Source organism: Streptomyces sp. ATLC9 (assembly GCF_057196705.1).
In genome coordinates this window covers 1-15,327 of the sequence record NZ_JBXUOY010000111.1, presented here as the reverse complement: position 1 = coordinate 15,327, position 15,327 = coordinate 1, and the positions used below count along the sequence as shown (strand labels likewise).

At 74.5% G+C, this 15,327-nt stretch carries 17 protein-coding genes; 10 read left to right on the top strand and 7 right to left on the bottom strand.

What is annotated here, in order from left to right; genetic code table 11:
- Positions 1-1,101: peptidoglycan binding domain-containing protein (locus AC2CJA_RS13900; protein ID WP_484603011.1), on the top strand; the 1,101-nt coding region annotated here is incomplete at its 5' end.
- Positions 1,102-1,178: 77 nt separating this feature from the next.
- Here the strand turns inward: AC2CJA_RS13900 and AC2CJA_RS13895 are convergent.
- The gene (locus AC2CJA_RS13895; RefSeq protein WP_484603010.1) at positions 1,179-2,048 is read right to left on the bottom strand and encodes a transglutaminase family protein; all 870 of its coding nucleotides are present in this window, start codon (positions 2,046-2,048) and stop codon (positions 1,179-1,181) included.
- A gap of 19 nt (positions 2,049-2,067) precedes the next feature.
- Positions 2,068-3,075 (bottom strand): GNAT family N-acetyltransferase, encoded by a 1,008-nt coding sequence (locus tag AC2CJA_RS13890; RefSeq protein WP_484603012.1) that lies wholly within the window; start codon positions 3,073-3,075, stop codon positions 2,068-2,070.
- Between the two features lie 144 nt (positions 3,076-3,219).
- Here AC2CJA_RS13890 and fdxA point away from each other — a divergent pair, with 144 nt between their 5' ends.
- Both fdxA and dapC read left to right on the top strand, forming a co-directional pair.
- Positions 3,220-3,546 (top strand): ferredoxin, encoded by a 327-nt coding sequence (fdxA, locus tag AC2CJA_RS13885; protein ID WP_071372957.1) that lies wholly within the window; start codon positions 3,220-3,222, stop codon positions 3,544-3,546.
- A 90-nt stretch (positions 3,547-3,636) separates the two neighbouring features.
- Positions 3,637-4,749 (top strand): succinyldiaminopimelate transaminase, encoded by a 1,113-nt coding sequence (gene dapC, locus AC2CJA_RS13880; RefSeq protein ID WP_484603009.1) that lies wholly within the window; start codon positions 3,637-3,639, stop codon positions 4,747-4,749.
- A 77-nt stretch (positions 4,750-4,826) separates the two neighbouring features.
- Here dapC and AC2CJA_RS13875 read toward each other — a convergent pair whose 3' ends face one another.
- Both AC2CJA_RS13875 and AC2CJA_RS13870 read right to left on the bottom strand, forming a co-directional pair.
- Positions 4,827-5,339 (bottom strand): ATP-binding protein, encoded by a 513-nt coding sequence (locus AC2CJA_RS13875; RefSeq protein ID WP_484603008.1) that lies wholly within the window; start codon positions 5,337-5,339, stop codon positions 4,827-4,829.
- Positions 5,340-5,792: 453 nt separating this feature from the next.
- Positions 5,793-6,722 (bottom strand): VldE C-terminal domain-containing protein, encoded by a 930-nt coding sequence (locus AC2CJA_RS13870; RefSeq protein ID WP_484603007.1) that lies wholly within the window; start codon positions 6,720-6,722, stop codon positions 5,793-5,795.
- Positions 6,723-6,806: 84 nt separating this feature from the next.
- Between AC2CJA_RS13870 and dapE the strand changes: the two genes are divergently transcribed.
- Entirely contained in the window at positions 6,807-7,925 is a 1,119-nt protein-coding gene (gene dapE, locus AC2CJA_RS13865; RefSeq protein ID WP_484603006.1) for a succinyl-diaminopimelate desuccinylase, read from the top strand.
- Positions 7,926-8,081: 156 nt separating this feature from the next.
- Positions 8,082-8,882, top strand: a complete 801-nt coding sequence (locus AC2CJA_RS13860; protein ID WP_484603005.1) for an LOG family protein — start codon at positions 8,082-8,084, stop codon at positions 8,880-8,882.
- Positions 8,883-8,938: 56 nt separating this feature from the next.
- Here AC2CJA_RS13860 and folP read toward each other — a convergent pair whose 3' ends face one another.
- Positions 8,939-9,799, bottom strand: coding sequence for a dihydropteroate synthase (folP, locus tag AC2CJA_RS13855; RefSeq protein WP_484603004.1), 861 nt, complete (start codon positions 9,797-9,799; stop codon positions 8,939-8,941).
- Positions 9,800-9,950: 151 nt separating this feature from the next.
- On the opposite strand from folP, the gene AC2CJA_RS13850 reads away from it, so the two are divergent.
- Together AC2CJA_RS13850 and AC2CJA_RS13845 are read left to right on the top strand one after the other, a co-directional pair.
- Complete coding sequence (locus AC2CJA_RS13850) at positions 9,951-10,373, top strand: DivIVA domain-containing protein (protein ID WP_484603003.1); 423 nt, start codon at positions 9,951-9,953, stop codon at positions 10,371-10,373.
- Positions 10,370-10,969: a DNA-3-methyladenine glycosylase I gene (locus tag AC2CJA_RS13845; protein WP_484603002.1), complete on the top strand. Its 600-nt coding sequence runs from the start codon at positions 10,370-10,372 to the stop codon at positions 10,967-10,969. Before AC2CJA_RS13850 ends, AC2CJA_RS13845 begins: the two co-directional genes overlap by 4 nt.
- Positions 10,970-11,044: 75 nt before the next feature.
- Here the strand turns inward: AC2CJA_RS13845 and chcB are convergent, their stop codons facing one another.
- Positions 11,045-11,833 (bottom strand): 2-cyclohexenylcarbonyl CoA isomerase, encoded by a 789-nt coding sequence (chcB, locus tag AC2CJA_RS13840; RefSeq protein ID WP_484603001.1) that lies wholly within the window; start codon positions 11,831-11,833, stop codon positions 11,045-11,047.
- A 289-nt stretch (positions 11,834-12,122) separates the two neighbouring features.
- Here chcB and AC2CJA_RS13835 point away from each other — a divergent pair, with 289 nt between their 5' ends.
- Positions 12,123-12,290 (top strand): DUF3117 domain-containing protein, encoded by a 168-nt coding sequence (locus AC2CJA_RS13835; RefSeq protein ID WP_014137929.1) that lies wholly within the window; start codon positions 12,123-12,125, stop codon positions 12,288-12,290.
- Between the two features lie 137 nt (positions 12,291-12,427).
- On the opposite strand, the gene AC2CJA_RS13830 is transcribed toward AC2CJA_RS13835, so the two are convergent.
- Positions 12,428-13,126, bottom strand: a complete 699-nt coding sequence (locus AC2CJA_RS13830) for an O-methyltransferase (RefSeq protein ID WP_484603000.1) — start codon at positions 13,124-13,126, stop codon at positions 12,428-12,430.
- 151 nt (positions 13,127-13,277) lie between these two features.
- Between AC2CJA_RS13830 and sigE the strand changes: the two genes are divergently transcribed.
- Both sigE and AC2CJA_RS13820 read left to right on the top strand, forming a co-directional pair.
- Entirely contained in the window at positions 13,278-14,048 is a 771-nt protein-coding gene (sigE, locus tag AC2CJA_RS13825) for an RNA polymerase sigma factor SigE (RefSeq protein ID WP_484602999.1), read from the top strand.
- Complete coding sequence (locus AC2CJA_RS13820; protein WP_484602998.1) at positions 14,045-14,986, top strand: anti-sigma factor family protein; 942 nt, start codon at positions 14,045-14,047, stop codon at positions 14,984-14,986. Before sigE ends, AC2CJA_RS13820 begins: the two co-directional genes overlap by 4 nt.
- Positions 14,987-15,327: the final 341 nt, after the last annotated feature.

The following is a 15,327-nucleotide window of genomic DNA, read 5'->3' as shown; positions in this document are numbered from 1 at the left end:
GCTCCGGGCCCCGGTCCCGCCGGCGGCAGGGTCTCCGGCGACACCCTGGTCAGCGGCATCCCGCGGGTGCCCGCGGACGGTGACGACGGCCGGCCCGCGCCCTCGGCCGAGGAGCACGACGGCCGGCCACCCGCGCCGGCCCCCGCCAAGCGGGGCCGCTCCAAGCTGGTCCTGCTCGGCGTCGCCGCCTTCGGCGTGCTCGGCGTGGCGTACGGCGCCGGTCTGCTGATGGACCACGCCGATGTGCCCAACGGCACCACCGTGCTCGGCGTGGAGATCGGCGGTACCGGCAAGGACGAGGCGATGGACAAGCTCGACGCCACCCTCGGCGAGCGGGCCCGCACACCGCTGGTCCTCGAGGTGGAGGGCGAGCGGAAGACGCTCAAGCCGAGCGTCGCGGGCCTGTCGCTGGACACCGAGAACACCGTGCGAGGCGCCTCGGGACGGGACTACAACCCCGTCTCCGTCATCGGATCGCTCCTCGGCGGTGCCCGGCAGGCCGAGCCGGTCTTCAAGGTCGACGAGGAGAAGCTCACGGCGGCGCTGGAGGACCTCACCGAACCGTCCGGCGGCGCCGCGCCGCGGGACGGGATGGTGAAGTTCACCGGCGGCAAGGCCGTCGGCGTCCCCGGGGAGCCGTACGAGCAGGTCGACGTCGACAAGGGCGCCGGCCTGCTGGAGGAGGCCTACCGGACGCAGGTCGCCACCGGCCGGAGTGAGGCGGTCGAGCTGCCGGTCGCCCTCGAGCAGCCCTCGGTCGGCCAGGAGGAGATCGACCGGGCGATCCGGGAGTTCGGCGAGCCCGCGATGTCCGGACTGGTCACGGTGAGGGCGGGCGACAGGTCGATCCCGTTCAGCCCCACCGGGTCGCTGCCGAGGTTCCTCTCCATGAAGCCGGTGAACGGCAAGCTCGTGGACACCTACGACCTCAAGGTGCTCAAGGAGCTGTACGGCAGCACCTTCGACGGCATCCTGATCGCCCGCGGCAACGGCACCAGGACGCCGGTCACCCCCCAGGACGTCGCGGGCGCGCTGCGCGAGGCGCTCCGGCAGACGGACCCGGCCAAGCGGATCGGCGTCATCGAGCTCGATCCGCGGTAGCCCGGAGGCGCGGGCGGCCCGCTCCCGGCCTCCGGGCGGCACCGTGCCGGCCAGGGCGAACCCCGGCCGGCGCGGCGTCAGTTGAGCCGGGAGCGGGCCGCCCGCGCCTCCTGGCGCACCATGGCCGCGGCGTTGGGCTCCATCGCGGCGACCATGTCGGCGTACTCCTCCAGCTCCCGCGCGCCGCCGGTGAAGTCGCCACGCTCCACCAGCAGCCGCGCCCGCTCGTAGCGCAGCCGGGCCGGATGGTGCGGCAGCAGCAGGGACAGCTCCACCGCCCACAGCCGGACATCGGCGTGCTCGGGACGGGCCGCCGCCCACGCGCGGATGTTGTTCAGCACCCGCAGCACGATCTCCAGGGGGCCGGGCGGCTGGAGCATCGCCTCCGACAGCCGGGCCCCCGTCGTGCCCGCCACCAGCAGCTCGGCGTCCTGCCCGGTCAGCGGCAGACCGCCCGCGAAGGGGTCGGCGAGGACGTGCTCGCCGCGGGGGTCGCCGAAGCCGACCACGAAGTGCCCGGGGAGGGCGACGCCGTACACCGGCGCGCCCGCCCGGCGCGCGACCTCCATCCACACCACCGACAGCAGGATCGGCAGCCCGCGCCGCCGCCTCAGCACCTCGCCCAGCAGCGAGGACTCCAGCCGGCGGTAGTCGGCGGGCGTGCCGTGGAAGCCGAGGCGCCCGCCGAGCAGCCCGGCCAGGGCGTGCGCCCACTGCGCGGGGGTGCGTGAGCGCGCGTACGGCAGCAGACCCGTCAGCCGGTCCAGCTCGATCTGGGCGGCGTCGACGAGACCGTCCACGGCTTCGCCGCCCTCCGCGCGTACGGCCGGGTCGGCCTCGGCGTCGACCAGCAGGCACAGCAGCGCCAGGTCGGGCCGCTCGGCCCGAGCCGCCCGCGCGAAGCGCTCCCGTACCGAGCCGGCTCCCTCGATGTCCGGACTCTCCATCAGGCCCTCCCTGCCCGGCTCAGCCGCGCGGCGCCCGGCGGTAGTGGTAGGAGTGGTGGTCGGTGAAACCCATCCTGGCGTACATCGCCCGTGCGGCGGTGTTGTCCGGCTCGACCTGGAGGTATGCCGCCGAGGCCCCCTCCGCCAGCGCCGTGCGGGCCAGCTCGGCCATCACCGCCGTGGCCAGTCCCTCGCGCCGCCGCTGCGGGGCGGTCTCGACGGCGGCGAACCCCGCCCACCGGCCGTCCACCACGCACCGCCCGATGGCCGCCGGGGCGCTGGAGGAGCCGTCGCCCGGCACGGTGGCGAACCACACCGACGGGCCGCCGGCCAGTACCTTCAGCGCGTCGTCGGCCGTGTCCGGGGTCCCGCGGCCGTAACCGGACAGCCAGACGGCGTCCGGCCGCCGCGACAGCCGCACCCGGTCGTCCGGCTCGCGGTCGGCCAGCGGCGCGAGCGCCCCGGTGCAGAGGACCGCGAACCGCTCGGCCGTCCAGCCGCGCCGCTCCAGACCGTCGGCCAGCAGTTCGTCGGCCCCGGCCGCGCCCGTCGCGATCCGGACCAGCGCGGGCAGCCCGCGCCCGCCGTACCAGCGCACGACCTCGGCCAGGGCGGCGTCCAGGTCCGTGCCGGGGTCGCCCAGGGGGAGGACGGAGTTGGCGCGGCCGGTGAAGCCGCCGGAGGCGCGCAGCAGCCATCCGCCCAGGCGGGCGGTCTCCACCGCGGGCCAGCCCCGCGCCGCCGCCTCCGCCAGCTCCCGCACCCCCGCCGCCGGGCCGCGGCGGCGGGCGGGTTCGGCGGGCACGGTCTTCCCCGCCACCAGGGCCGACTCCTCGATCGCCACGCTCTGCCCGCCGCGCCGTGTGACGGAGAGCACACCGTCCTTCCAGGATGTGAGAACGCCGACGGTGTCGGTGAAGGCGGCACCGTCCTGCGCGGATCCGGTCAGACTGCGCAAGGAGACACGTTTTCCCACGTCGTCGGCACTGATGCGAAGCTCGAGTCGTCCGCCCATGGTGAACTCCACGGTCGTTGCCACCCCTCCTGTTCGTCTAATGCCCGGGAACGGAGATACTAGGGGCGGGCATCGACGACGCCGCGCTCCCGCGCGCCATGCGGCTCAGCCACAACCGGACCGGCTGCCCGCGCCCTACCGAGGAGGAACGACAGCGTGACCTACGTCATCGCGGAGCCTTGTGTGGACCTGAAGGACAAGGCATGCATCGAGGAGTGCCCCGTCGACTGCATCTACGAGGGCCAGCGGTCCTTGTACATCCACCCGGACGAATGCGTCGACTGCGGGGCCTGTGAGCCGGTCTGCCCGGTCGAGGCGATCTTCTACGAGGACGACGTCCCGGAGGAGTGGAAGGACTACTACAAGGCCAACGTCGAGTTCTTCGACGAGCTGGGCTCGCCCGGCGGCGCCAGCAAGCTCGGCCTGATCGAGCGCGACCACCCCTTCGTCGCCGCGCTCCCGCCGCAGAGCCACGACGAGTGACCCCGCGCCACCCGCAGCACTGACCCCGGTCCCGTACGGCCCCGCCGCCGTGCGGGACCGGGGCTTTTCCAGGAAAGAGAGCGAAGCCAAGTGCCACCCCTGTCCTCCCGCCTGCCGGTCTTCCCGTGGGACCGTCTGGAGCCGTACAAGAAGACCGCGGCCGAACACCCCGGCGGCATCGTCGACCTGTCCGTGGGCACCCCCGTCGACCCGGTGCCCGAGGTGGTCCGCCGGGCGCTGGCCGGGGCCGCCGACAGCCCCGGCTACCCGACGGTCTGGGGCACGGCCAGGCTGCGGGACGCGATCGTGGGCTGGAGCGAGCGGCGGCTGGGCGCGCGGGGTCTGGCGCACACCCACGTCCTGCCGGTCGTCGGCTCCAAGGAACTGGTGGCCTGGCTGCCGATCCAGCTCGGCATCGGGGGCGGGCCGGCCACCGGGGACAAGGTGGCGTACCCGCGGCTGGCGTACCCGACGTACGAGGTGGGGGCGCGGCTGGCGGGCGCCGAGCCGGTCGTCTACGACGACTCGCCGCGTGAGCTGGACCCCGAGGGCCTGCGGCTGCTGTGGCTCAACTCCCCCTCCAACCCCACCGGCCGGGTGCTGCCCAAGGAGGAGCTGAAGGCCACCGTCGCCTGGGCGCGCGAGCACGGGGTGCTGGTCTTCAGCGACGAGTGCTACCTGGAGCTGGGCTGGGAGGCCGAGCCCGTCTCCGTCCTCCACCCGGACGTCTGCGGCGGCGGCCACGAGGGCGTCGTCGCCGTCCACTCGCTGTCCAAGCGCTCCAACCTGGCCGGCTACCGGGCGGCGTTCCTGGTCGGGGACGAGGCGATCCTGGCGGAGCTGCTGCGGGTGCGCAAACACGGCGGGATGATGGTGCCCGCCCCGGTGCAGGCCGCCACGGTGGCGGCGCTCGGCGACGACACACATGTGGCGGAGCAGCGTGAGCGCTACGCGGCGCGGCGCGCGGCGCTGCGCACGGCGCTGGAGGCGAGCGGCTTCCGGATCGAGCACAGCGAGGCGTCGCTGTACCTGTGGGCCACGCGCGACGAGCCCTGCTGGGACACGGTCGGGGAACTGGCCCGGCGCGGGGTACTGGTGGCGCCCGGTGACTTCTACGGCCCCGCGGGCGAGCGGTTCGTGCGGGTCGCCCTCACGGCCACCGACGAGCGCGTCGGAGAGGCGGTGCGGCGCCTGACCGAGTGAGGCGCGGGGAGACGGGCGGGGCCCGGGACCGTACGGCCCCGGGCCCCGCCCCTGCGCGATGGGCGCGTCTCCCGGCGTCAGAGCAGCGGCAGGTTCTTCCCGACCGGCGGCAGCTTGTCGGCCGCCGGCAGGCTCTCGGTCAGGGAGTCGGCCTTCACCTGCTTGCCGACGGCCGGCACCTTGCCCTTGGCGGACTTCACGGCCTTGCCCGCCTTGCCCTTGCCGCCGGTGGCGGGCCCGGCGGTCTCACCGAGGAGGGAACCGGCCGTCCCCACCGTGTCGTCGGCGGTCTTCTGCGCGGCCGGGACGGCGGCCTTGCCCGCGGCCCCGACGGTCCTGCCCGCGGTCGGCACGGTCTTCTTCACGGCCTTGCTGCCGGTGTCGGCCACCTGGGTGCTCGCCCTGCGCGAGGTGTCGTCGATGGTGTCGCCCAGGTTCGCGCCGTCCAGGTTGCTCACTCCGCCCAGGTTCTTGGCGGGCGGCAGGAGTTCGGCGGCGTTCGCGGAACCGGCCGCACCGACTGCGGAGGCGGCGCCCGCTGCGACCAGCAGCGCGGTCCGTGCGATCCGGCGCGAGAGGGGGAGGGACATGTTGCTCCTTCGACGGAGAAGAGGCTTGTTGAGGTTTCCCGCGGGCCGTCGGCCCGGAGGGCGTCGTTGCGCATCCGGCCGGGGCGGCGCCCCCCGGACGCTGTGCCTATCGGGCCGGGGGGCTCGGAGGTTGCGGCCGTCCGGGTAAAGGATTGGCAATGCGCCGCTTCCCCCGGTGGCGGGGGAGGCGGCGGGAGGGGTGGTCCCGGCAGGCCCCCGGAGAGTGCCGGACCCCGGTGTGGCCACGGGTTTCCCGCGGCTTCACCGGGGTCCGGCGAGGGCCGCGCCGATGCTCTTCGAGACCTCGGCCGCCGGGGCGCATGATCCCCCGTTCGGGTGACCAGGGGAGACGCCGTGCGGTGACGCGGGAACATGGCGGTGCGGGGCGGGGCGCGGCGGTCGCGGGGGCGCGGGAGCCCTCGCCGCGCCCCCGCACGGCACCGGTGCGGAGGATCAGCGCGATGTGGCGATGACGACCTCGGCGCCGACGTCGTCCCCGGCCGTGCGCCAGCCCTCGGCGGCCCGCCCGGCCTCCCAGACCCGCTTCCCGTAGGAGACGCGCCCGATCCCCAGCTCCTGGGAGTGGGCCACGGCCCAGTGCGCCAGCTCCCAGCCACGGCGGTCGGCGTCCTCCCCGCCGGTGCGCGCCGGGGTGTGGACGGGGACGGAGACCACCGGGCCGGGAGCGCTGCGCCCGGCGCCGCCGCCGTCGATGCCGGGGGCGTCCGGCAGGACGTCCGCGCCGAACTCGCGGACCAGCCGCTCGCGCACCCGCACCGGATCGCCGGCGGCCCTCTCCTTCGGGCCGGCCTTCGCGGGCACGCAGTTCAGGGCGGCGGCCCGGCGGCCGGTCAGCGCGGCGGTGAGCAGCGCCGCCCTGGACTCGTGCTTGGCGTAGGCGTCGGGGAAGCCGCTGCGCTGCACCCGCTGCGCGGCGACGGTCAGGGGCAGCCGGGAGTAGCCCGGGATCTCCACCAGATGCTCGTAGAACTTCCCGGCCGAGTACACCGGGTCCATGATCTGCTCCGCCGTACCCCAGCCCTGGGAGGGCCGCTGCTGGAAGAGGCCGACGGAGTCGCGGTCGCCGTAGTCGATGTTGCGCAGCGCCGACTCCTGCATGGCCGTGGCCAGGGCGATGGTGACGGCCCGCTCGGGCAGCCCGCGGGCGGAGGCGACGGCCTGGATGGTCGAGGCGTTGGCGGCCTGCTGCGGTTCGATGACGTACGGCTCGTCGCCGGCCGCGGTCACGGTGCAGCGCGCCGGTCCGGACCCGCCGGGGTCGTGGCGCACCAGGAGGTACCCGGCGAGTCCGAGCAGTACGACGCACGCGGCGGCCAGGCGCGGCAGTCTGCCGCGGCGTGGAGTTGAAGCTCGCTCGGACACGCGACATAAGGTACCGGCCCCGCGGTGTCCGGGACCCGGACGTGACGCGGATCCCACTGACGGGCGCCGGGTAGGGTCGGCCGTATGGAGCGTGCCCCCGAAATCACAGGAACCGTACCCGAGGGGGTCCCGGCCCCGGTCCTGGACCTGAGCCTGGACGCGGCGTCGCTGACCGCGCGCCTCGTCGACGTCCCCTCGGTCAGCGGCGGGGAGGAACCGCTCGCGGACGCGATCGAGACCGCGCTGCGCACCCTGCCGCACCTGCGCGTGGACCGCCACGGCAACAACGTCGTCGCCCGCACCTCGCTCGGCCGGGCCGAACGGGTCGTCCTGGCCGGGCACATCGACACCGTGCCGATCGCGGACAACGTGCCCTCGCGGCTGGAGGACGGCGTGCTGTGGGGCTGCGGCACCTCCGACATGAAGGCGGGGGTCGCCGTCCAGCTCAGGATCGCCGCCACCGTGCCCGAGCCCAACCGCGACCTGACCTTCGTCTTCTACGACAACGAGGAGGTCGCCGCCCACCTCAACGGCCTCGGCCACCTGGCGAGCGACCGTCCCGACTGGCTGGCCGGGGACTTCGCGGTGCTGCTGGAGCCCTCCGAGGGGCAGGTCGAGGGCGGCTGCCAGGGCACGCTGCGGGTCGGGCTGCACACCGCCGGACAGCGCGCCCACTCGGCACGCGGCTGGAAGGGCGCCAACGCCATCCACGCCGCCGCGCCGGTCCTGGCCCGGCTGGCCGCCTACGAGCCGAGGCGGCCGGTGGTCGACGGACTGGAGTTCCGCGAGGGCCTCAACGCCGTGGGGATCACCGGCGGTGTCGCGGGCAACGTCATCCCCGACGAGTGCACCGTGACCGTCAACTACCGCTACGCGCCCGACCTCACCGAGCAGGAGGCGCTCGCCCATGTCCGGGAGGTGTTCGCCGACTGCGGTGTGGCGCGGTTCGAGGTGGAGGACAGTTCGGGTCCGGCGCGGCCCGGCCTGACGCACCCCGCCGCGGCGGCCTTCGTCGAGGCGGTCGGCGGCGAGGTGCGGCCCAAGTACGGCTGGACCGACGTCTCCCGGTTCAGCGCGCTGGGCGTGCCCGCCGTCAACTACGGCCCGGGGGACCCGAATCTGGCGCACAAGCGCGACGAGAGGGTGGAGACCGCGCTGATCGGGCACTGTGAGGAGCGGCTGCGCGCCTGGCTTACCGCCTGACCCGCCGGGTATCGGCTGATCCGCGGGGCCCGCACCGGCGGTACGGGCCCCGCGACATCCGGTGGCCGCCGGTGCGTCCGGGGAAGTTCCGCCCCGCGTGCCCCGGACCTGCGTACCCTGGCGGCCTGTACGTCGGCGTCGACAAGGGAGTACGGCATGGCCACCGCGGAGGAGTTCGAGCAGGGGGAGGCGCCCCGGGAGCAGCGCCTCGGACCGGTGGTGCGCCGCCACGGCCAGGTGCAGCACAGCACCACCGACCAGCGTCTGCTGGACAGCGCCGGCCCCTCGGACTGGCTGCACCAGGATCCGTGGCGGGTCATGCGCATCCAGTCGGAGTTCGTCGAGGGTTTCGGCACCCTGACCGAGATCGGCCCCGCCATCAGCGTCTTCGGCTCGGCGCGCACGCCCGAGGGGTCACCCGAGTACGAGGCCGGGACGCGGATCGGACGGGCGCTGGTGGAGGCCGGTTTCGCGGTGATCACCGGTGGCGGTCCGGGCGCGATGGAGGCGGCCAACAAGGGCGCCAGGGAGGCGGGCGGCACCTCGGTCGGTCTGGGCATCGAGCTGCCCTTCGAGCAGGGGATGAACCAGTACGTCGACATCGGCGTCAACTTCCGCTACTTCTTCGTGCGCAAGACGATGTTCGTGAAGTACGCCAGCGGCTTCGTCGTCCTGCCGGGCGGCATGGGCACGATGGACGAGCTGTTCGAGGCGATCACCCTGGTCCAGACGCGGAAGGTCACCCGCTTCCCGATCGTGCTGTTCGGCACGGACTACTGGCGGGGACTGGTGGACTGGCTGCGTGCCACCGTCGTGCCCAGCGGGAAGATCGGCGCGCACGACATGGAGCTCTTCCGCCTCACCGACGACGTGGACGAGGCGATCGCGCTGGTCACCAAGGAGACCTCCGGCAAGGACGCGCCGGGGGACGGGTTCCGGCCGGAGGACCCGGACTGACCGGTTCCGGTCGGCGCGGGACGGTCCGTGCCGGTCTGGCCGGACCGGAGAACCGGTCAGGCCAGACCGCGTCGGGCCACGGCCGGCGGGCGCAGACCCGCGATGGAGGCCACCATGTCGAGCACCTGCCGGGTCTCGGCCACCTCGTGGACGCGGTAGACCCGTGCGCCCAGCCAGGCGGATACCGCGGTCGTGGCCAGGGTCCCGGTCAGCCGCTCCTTGACGGGCCGGTCCAGGGTCTCCCCGACGAAGTCCTTGTTGGACAGCGACACCAGCACCGGCCATCCGGTGGTGACCATCTCCTCCAGCCGCCGGGTGACCTCCAGCGAGTGGCGGGTGTTCTTGCCGAAGTCGTGGCCGGGGTCGATCAGCACCGCGTCCCGCCGCACCCCGGCCGCGACCGCGCTCTCGGCGAGCGCGACCGTGCGGCGCAGCACATCGGCCATGACGTCGTCGTACGCCACCCGGTGCGGGCGGGTGCGCGGCGCGGCACCGCCGGTGTGGGTGCACACCAGCCCGGCGCCGTACCGCGCCGCCACCCCGGCCAGCTTCGGATCCACGCCGCCCCAGGCGTCGTTGAGCAGGTCCGCACCCGCCTCGCAGACCGCCTCGCCCACCTCGTGCCGCCAGGTGTCCACGCTGATCACCACGTCCGGCCAGCGCCGCCGCACCTCGGCGACGAAACCCGCGGTGCGCCGCACCTCCTCCTCGGCGGAGACCTCCTCGCCGGGACCGGCCTTCACGCCCCCTATGTCGATGATGGCGGCGCCCTCCGAGACCGCCTGCTCGACCCGGTCCAGAGCGGGGCCGTCGCGGAAAGTGGCGCCCCTGTCGTAGAAGGAGTCCGGCGTGCGGTTCACGATGGCCATGACCACCGTCTCGTGCTCGCCGAACTCGCGCCGTCCCAGCCGCAGCATCCGCTGTCCTCTCCTCCCGCGGTCCCCCGGCACCGCACAGTGCCCCGCAGCAGACCCTAGCCGTCCCCGGCAGCCCCCCGGCCGTCCCGCCATGGCACGATCGCAGCAGACCTGTACCTGCCGTTTGGCGTGTCGGACCCCGGGAGATGGCGTGTTCTGGTTTCTGCTGATCGCGTTGGTCGTGGTGGTCGCCGCGGTCGCGCTGGCCGTGGTGGGGGGCGGTGACGGGCCGGGCCGCACCGCGACGGGCGGACTCGCCGACGCCCTGCCCGACCGGACCGCCGCCTGGCTGCCGCCGGACCGTCCCCTGAACCGCTCCGACCTGGAGGCGCTGCGGCTGCCGCAGGCCGTGCGGGGCTACCGGATGGAGGAGGTGGACGACGTGCTGGACCGGCTCGGTGCCGAACTGGCCGAGCGTGACGCCCGGATCGCGGAGCTGGAGGCTTCGCTGGCGGGGACGCAGGCGGCCGCGCTGGGCGGACCCGGCATGTTCGACAAGCCCGGCGACGGTTTTGGGGGCCGCCCCGGCGCGGCTCCCGGCACGGCCTCCGGCGACCGCGAGGAGCCGCGGTGACCGCCGGGGGCGCGGCGCTCCCCGGCCCGGACGGGCGGCTGCGCTGCCCGTGGGGTCTGTCCGCGGAGGACTACACCGTCTACCACGACACCGAGTGGGGCCGCCCGGTGCACGGCGACGACGCGCTGTTCGAGCGGCTGTCCCTGGAGGCGTTCCAGTCGGGGCTGTCCTGGCTGACCATCCTGCGCAGGCGGGAGGGCTTCCGGGCGGCGTTCGAGGGCTTCCGGATCGCCCGGGTGGCGCGGTTCACCGACGCCGACCGGGAACGGCTGCTCGCCGACCCGGGCATCGTCCGCAACCGCGCCAAGATCGACGCGACCATCGCCAACGCGAGGGTCGCGGCCGAGTGGGGGCCGGGCGAGCTGGACGCCCTGGTGTGGTCCCACGCACCCGATCCGGCCGGCCGTCCCGCGCCGCGCACGCTCGCCGACGTGCCGGCGATCACACCGGAGTCGACGGCGCTGTCCAAGGCACTGAAGAAGCGGGGTTTCCGCTTCACCGGCCCCACCACGGCCTACGCCCTGATGCAGGCGTGCGGCCTGGTCGACGACCACCTGGCGGACTGCTGCGCCCGCCCCCCGCGCGCCGCCGGCTGAGCCGCGGCGCCCCGCGCCCGGCTTCCCGCGTCCGCGCCTGGCGGGCCCGGGCGCGGGAAGCTCTCCGACGGGACGTCAGCGGCCTCGGTAGACGGGCTTCTCCTTGGCGACGAACGCCTCCACCGCGGTCCTGTGGTCCTCCGAGGCACCGGCCCGGGCCTGGAGTTCGGCCTCCTTCTCCAGGGTCTCGGCCAGTGAGTGCGAGGAACCGTGGACCAGGGACTCCTTGAGCGCGGCGTACGCGACCGTCGGCCCCTCGGCGAGCCGCCGCGCCGCGTCCTCGGCCTCGGCCGCCAGCCGGTCGGCCGGGACGACCCGGTTGGCGATGCCCAGCTCCAGGGCCTCCGTCGCCTTCACACTGCGCGGGAAGAGCAGCAGTTCGGCGGCGCGGCCCGGGCCGACCAGGCGCGGCAGGGTCCAGGACACCCCGGAGTCGGCGGTGAGCGCCACCCCGGTGAAGGAGGTGTTGAAGGCGGCGGTGTCGGCGACCACCCGGTAGTCGGCGGCGAGGGCGAAGCCGGCGCCGGCGCCGGCCGCGACGCCGTTGACGCCCGCCACCACCGGCTTGGGCATGGACGCGATGGCCAGGGTGATCGGGTTGTAGTGCTCCCGCACGGTGTCCAGCGCGCCGCCGCCGCTGCGCCGCAACGCCTCGACGTGCTCCTTGAGGTCCTGCCCGACGCAGAACGCCCGCCCGCTGCCGGTCAGCAGCACCGCGCGTACCGCCGGGTCGCCGGCCGCCTCCCGCAGGGCGTCCCGCAGCGCCTCCTTGAGCGCGGTGTCGAGCGCGTTCATGGCGTCGGGGCGGTTGAGGGTGACGGTCGCCAGCCCTCCGGACACTTCGTAGACGACGTTGTCTGACATGGGGGCCAGCATGGCAAGGAACGGTGGGGGCCGACACCGGTCCGCGCACGAGCCGCATGTGACCTGCGTCAAACGGCAGGGGTGCCTTCCAGAGGGAGAAAGGGCGCAGTATCGCAGCCCGATCCCCGAATTGGGTGGTTTTGCGCGTGGGCGTTGCGCAAGGGATACGGCCCGATGTTGGTCACGAGGTCGCGCGATGCGGGATAATGGCCGGGAAGCAATGTGTTCGACGCCGGCGACACCTGGGTTGTCCGGCTGAGATCAGCTGGTTTCAGGAAGGGGAACGAGCATGGCGGCCATGAAGCCGCGGACGGGCGATGGCCCGCTCGAGGTGACCAAGGAGGGGCGGGGCATCATCATGCGCGTTCCGCTCGAAGGCGGTGGACGACTCGTCGTCGAGCTGACCCCTGACGAGGCGGATGCACTCGGCGAAGCTCTGAAGAAGGCCTGCGGCTGAGGAGCACTCGAAGACCTCTGGCGCCACCACCGCCTTTACGCACCACCGCCGCCGCCCCCGGAAGAGCACGGCCTCCGGGGGCGGCGGTGTGCCGCCGGCCCGGTGGCCCGGCCGCGGCGGTGGTGGCGTCCGGCGTGTCAGCGGTGGCGCTTGACCGCGCACAGCAGGCCGTCGCCCACCGGCAGCAGCGAGGGCAGCAGCGAGGTGCTGTCCCGGACGGTGCGCAGCAGCTCGCGGAGTCTGAGGACCTCCGCGGGCTGGGCCGAGGAGTCGACGGTGCGGCCGTCGGCGAACACGCCCTCGAAGCAGACCAGCCCGCCCGGGCGCAGCAGGCGCAACGATTCGCCCAGGTACTCCGGGCACTCCATCCGGTCGCCGTCGCAGAAGACCAGGTCGTAACCGCCGTCGGCGAGCCTGGGCAGAACGTCCAGGGCGCGGCCGGGGATGAAGCGGGCGCGGTTGGCCGCGAAGCCCGCGGCGCGGAACGCCTGGCGGGCGATCTGCTGGCACTCCGGCTCGGTGTCCACGGTCGTCAGCACACCGTCGGGCCGCATGCCGTGCAGCAGGTGGATGCCCGACACCCCGGTGCCGGTGCCGATCTCGGCCACCGCCTTGGCGTCCACGGCCGCGGCCAGCAGCCGCAGCGCGGCGCCCGTGCCGTCCGACACCGCGCGCAGGCCCGTCTCCCGGGCCCGGTCGTGAGCCCAGCGCAGCGCCGCCGAGTGCTCGGAGCGCTCGGCGTGCTGGACGTTCTCCGCGCCGTACGCGTCGGCGAACGCCCAGCTCGTCTGCCGGTTGCCGGTAATCGCCCTCTCCTGTCCCCGTGATGCCCGCAACCGTGACTGTATCCGTTGGCGCCGGGAACCCGCAGATGGGACCGTGCGTTGGTTCTGCAGGGACCGTGCGGCGAGGGGCGGGGGCACGTACATGACACAGGGCCGCAAGAGGGCCAAAGAAACTTATCCGGAGCTAACGGGCGAGGTGGCTATGGTAGGGACTCCACTGGACACCACCAGAGCCGACAGGGGAGGTGCGGCTGCGGCCGGTGACCGGCGAGTGCTCAGGCGCTTCCGCAGGTCGTCCGGCGAGCCGAAATCCGTGAACGACACCGCTGACCACCACCACGCCGCCGACTCCGCGACCACCGCGACCTTCGCAACCGACGCGGACGCTCCGGCGTGGACGCCTCCCACCTGGGAGGAGATCGTCAGCACCCACAGCGCACGGGTCTACCGCCTCGCCTACCGCCTCACCGGGAACCAGCACGACGCCGAGGACCTGACCCAGGAGGTCTTCGTCCGGGTCTTCCGCTCGCTGTCCACCTACACCCCCGGCACCTTCGAGGGCTGGCTGCACCGCATCACCACCAACCTCTTCCTGGACATGGTGCGGCGCAAGCAGCGCATCCGCTTCGACGCCCTCGGCGACGACGCGGCCGAACGGCTGCCCAGCCGCGAGCCCTCGCCCCAGCAGCACTTCAACGACACCCACTTCGACGCCGACGTCCAGCAGGCGCTGGACACCCTCGCCCCGGAGTTCCGGGCGGCGGTGGTGCTCTGCGACATCGAGGGGCTGTCGTACGAGGAGATCGCCGCGACGCTCGGAGTGAAGCTCGGCACGGTCCGCAGCCGCATCCACCGCGGCCGCTCCCACCTGCGCAAGGCCCTCAAGCACCGGTCCCCCCGGGCGCGCGCCGAGCAGCGCGAGCTGGCCGGGGCCCTCCCCGGTGCCGTGGGAGGGGAGGGCGGCCCCGCGTGAGCGGCACACACGACGGCGTACCCGACCTGGAACCGACCCCGGCCGAGCAGCACCTGGGCGACCGGCTGGCGGCCCTGGTGGACGGAGAGCTGGGGCACGAGACGCGCGAGCGGGTCCTGGCGCACCTGGCGACCTGTCACACCTGCAAGGCGGAGGCCGACGCACAGCGCAGGCTGAAGAGCGTCTTCGCGGACGCCGCGCCCCCACCACCCTCGGAGGGACTGCTCGCCAGGCTCCAGGGGCTGCCCGGGGGCCTGGACGGAGGAGGGCCGCCGGCTCCCTCCGCGCCCGCCTCCTCGTCCCCCTGGGACTTCGAGTACCTGCCGGCCGGCGGCGTGCTCGCCTCCGACCGCGGCTTCCGCGTCCACCGCGTCCACGAGGCGGACCGTTCCTCCTCGCGCGGCCGCCGTTTCGCCTTCGTGGCGGCGGGCGCGGTCTCGCTGGCTGCCTTCGCCATCGGTGGCGCGCTCACCTCGGCGGCCACCGGCGGCTCCACGGTCGCCGCGAGCGGGGACGGCGGTACGAACACCCGCTCGCCGCGCACGGCGGCCGTCGGAGCGGAGCGCGGCGGGGAGCGCGGCGGCGGCAGACAGGAAGAGCGAGAGGGGAGAGGGAAGGGGCCGGCCGGTACGCCGAGCGGACCGGTCGCGGCGCCGGTGCAGCCGCCCGTGCTGTCGGCTTCCCCGCTGGACGCCACCCTCGCCACCTGGCACCACGGGCTGACGGTGGTGCCGGTGATCGATGTGCTGCCCACCCTGCACCCTCCGCTGATACACCCCACGCAGTACCGGCCGCCGTCCGGTGAGGGACTGCCGGAGCAGCACGAGTCCGTCAGGCAGCCGCTCATCGCGGCGACCCCCATGGCTGTGGCTCCCCCGGCCGCGGCCACCGCTCCGGTGGGCGCCACCCCGGCGCCCACGCTTCCGCCGGGCCGCTGACCGGTCCGGGGCCCGCGCGGTCCGTCCGAACCTCCCGCCGAGCCCCGGCGGCTCACCGGACGACATCCGTCGGATCCCGGCCGGTCCGGCTTCGCCGACCGGGGCGGAACTGGTTGAATCGTGGCGTGTGGTGCGAGTCCGCACGGAGCGCGACGCGGGCCGATGCTGGGGAGAACATGGACGAGGGGAAGACCGCCGGGCGGCGGCCGACATGGTGGAGCCGTCCACCCGGGGTCTCGTCCCCGCGGGCGGCGGCGGAAGGCGCCCGTACGGCCCCGGCCCCGCCGGTCCGGCGGCCCGCGGCGACACCGGCCCGGGGCACCCTGCTGCCACCCCAGGCG

What these genes read in the sequence shown, in the direction of transcription:
- sigE (WP_484602999.1), top strand. Translation starts at nt 13,278, where the DNA reads ATGGTAGGGACTCCACTGGACACCACCAGAGCCGACAGGGGAGGTGCG.
- AC2CJA_RS13875 (WP_484603008.1), bottom strand. Translation starts at nt 5,339, where the DNA reads ATGTCCCTCCCCCTCTCGCGCCGGATCGCACGGACCGCGCTGCTGGTC.
- chcB (WP_484603001.1), bottom strand. Translation starts at nt 11,833, where the DNA reads ATGTCAGACAACGTCGTCTACGAAGTGTCCGGAGGGCTGGCGACCGTC.
- AC2CJA_RS13835 (WP_014137929.1), top strand. Translation starts at nt 12,123, where the DNA reads ATGGCGGCCATGAAGCCGCGGACGGGCGATGGCCCGCTCGAGGTGACC.
- dapE (WP_484603006.1), top strand. Translation starts at nt 6,807, where the DNA reads ATGGAGCGTGCCCCCGAAATCACAGGAACCGTACCCGAGGGGGTCCCG.
- AC2CJA_RS13895 (WP_484603010.1), bottom strand. Translation starts at nt 2,048, where the DNA reads ATGGAGAGTCCGGACATCGAGGGAGCCGGCTCGGTACGGGAGCGCTTC.
- AC2CJA_RS13860 (WP_484603005.1), top strand. Translation starts at nt 8,082, where the DNA reads ATGGCCACCGCGGAGGAGTTCGAGCAGGGGGAGGCGCCCCGGGAGCAG.
- folP (WP_484603004.1), bottom strand. Translation starts at nt 9,799, where the DNA reads ATGCTGCGGCTGGGACGGCGCGAGTTCGGCGAGCACGAGACGGTGGTC.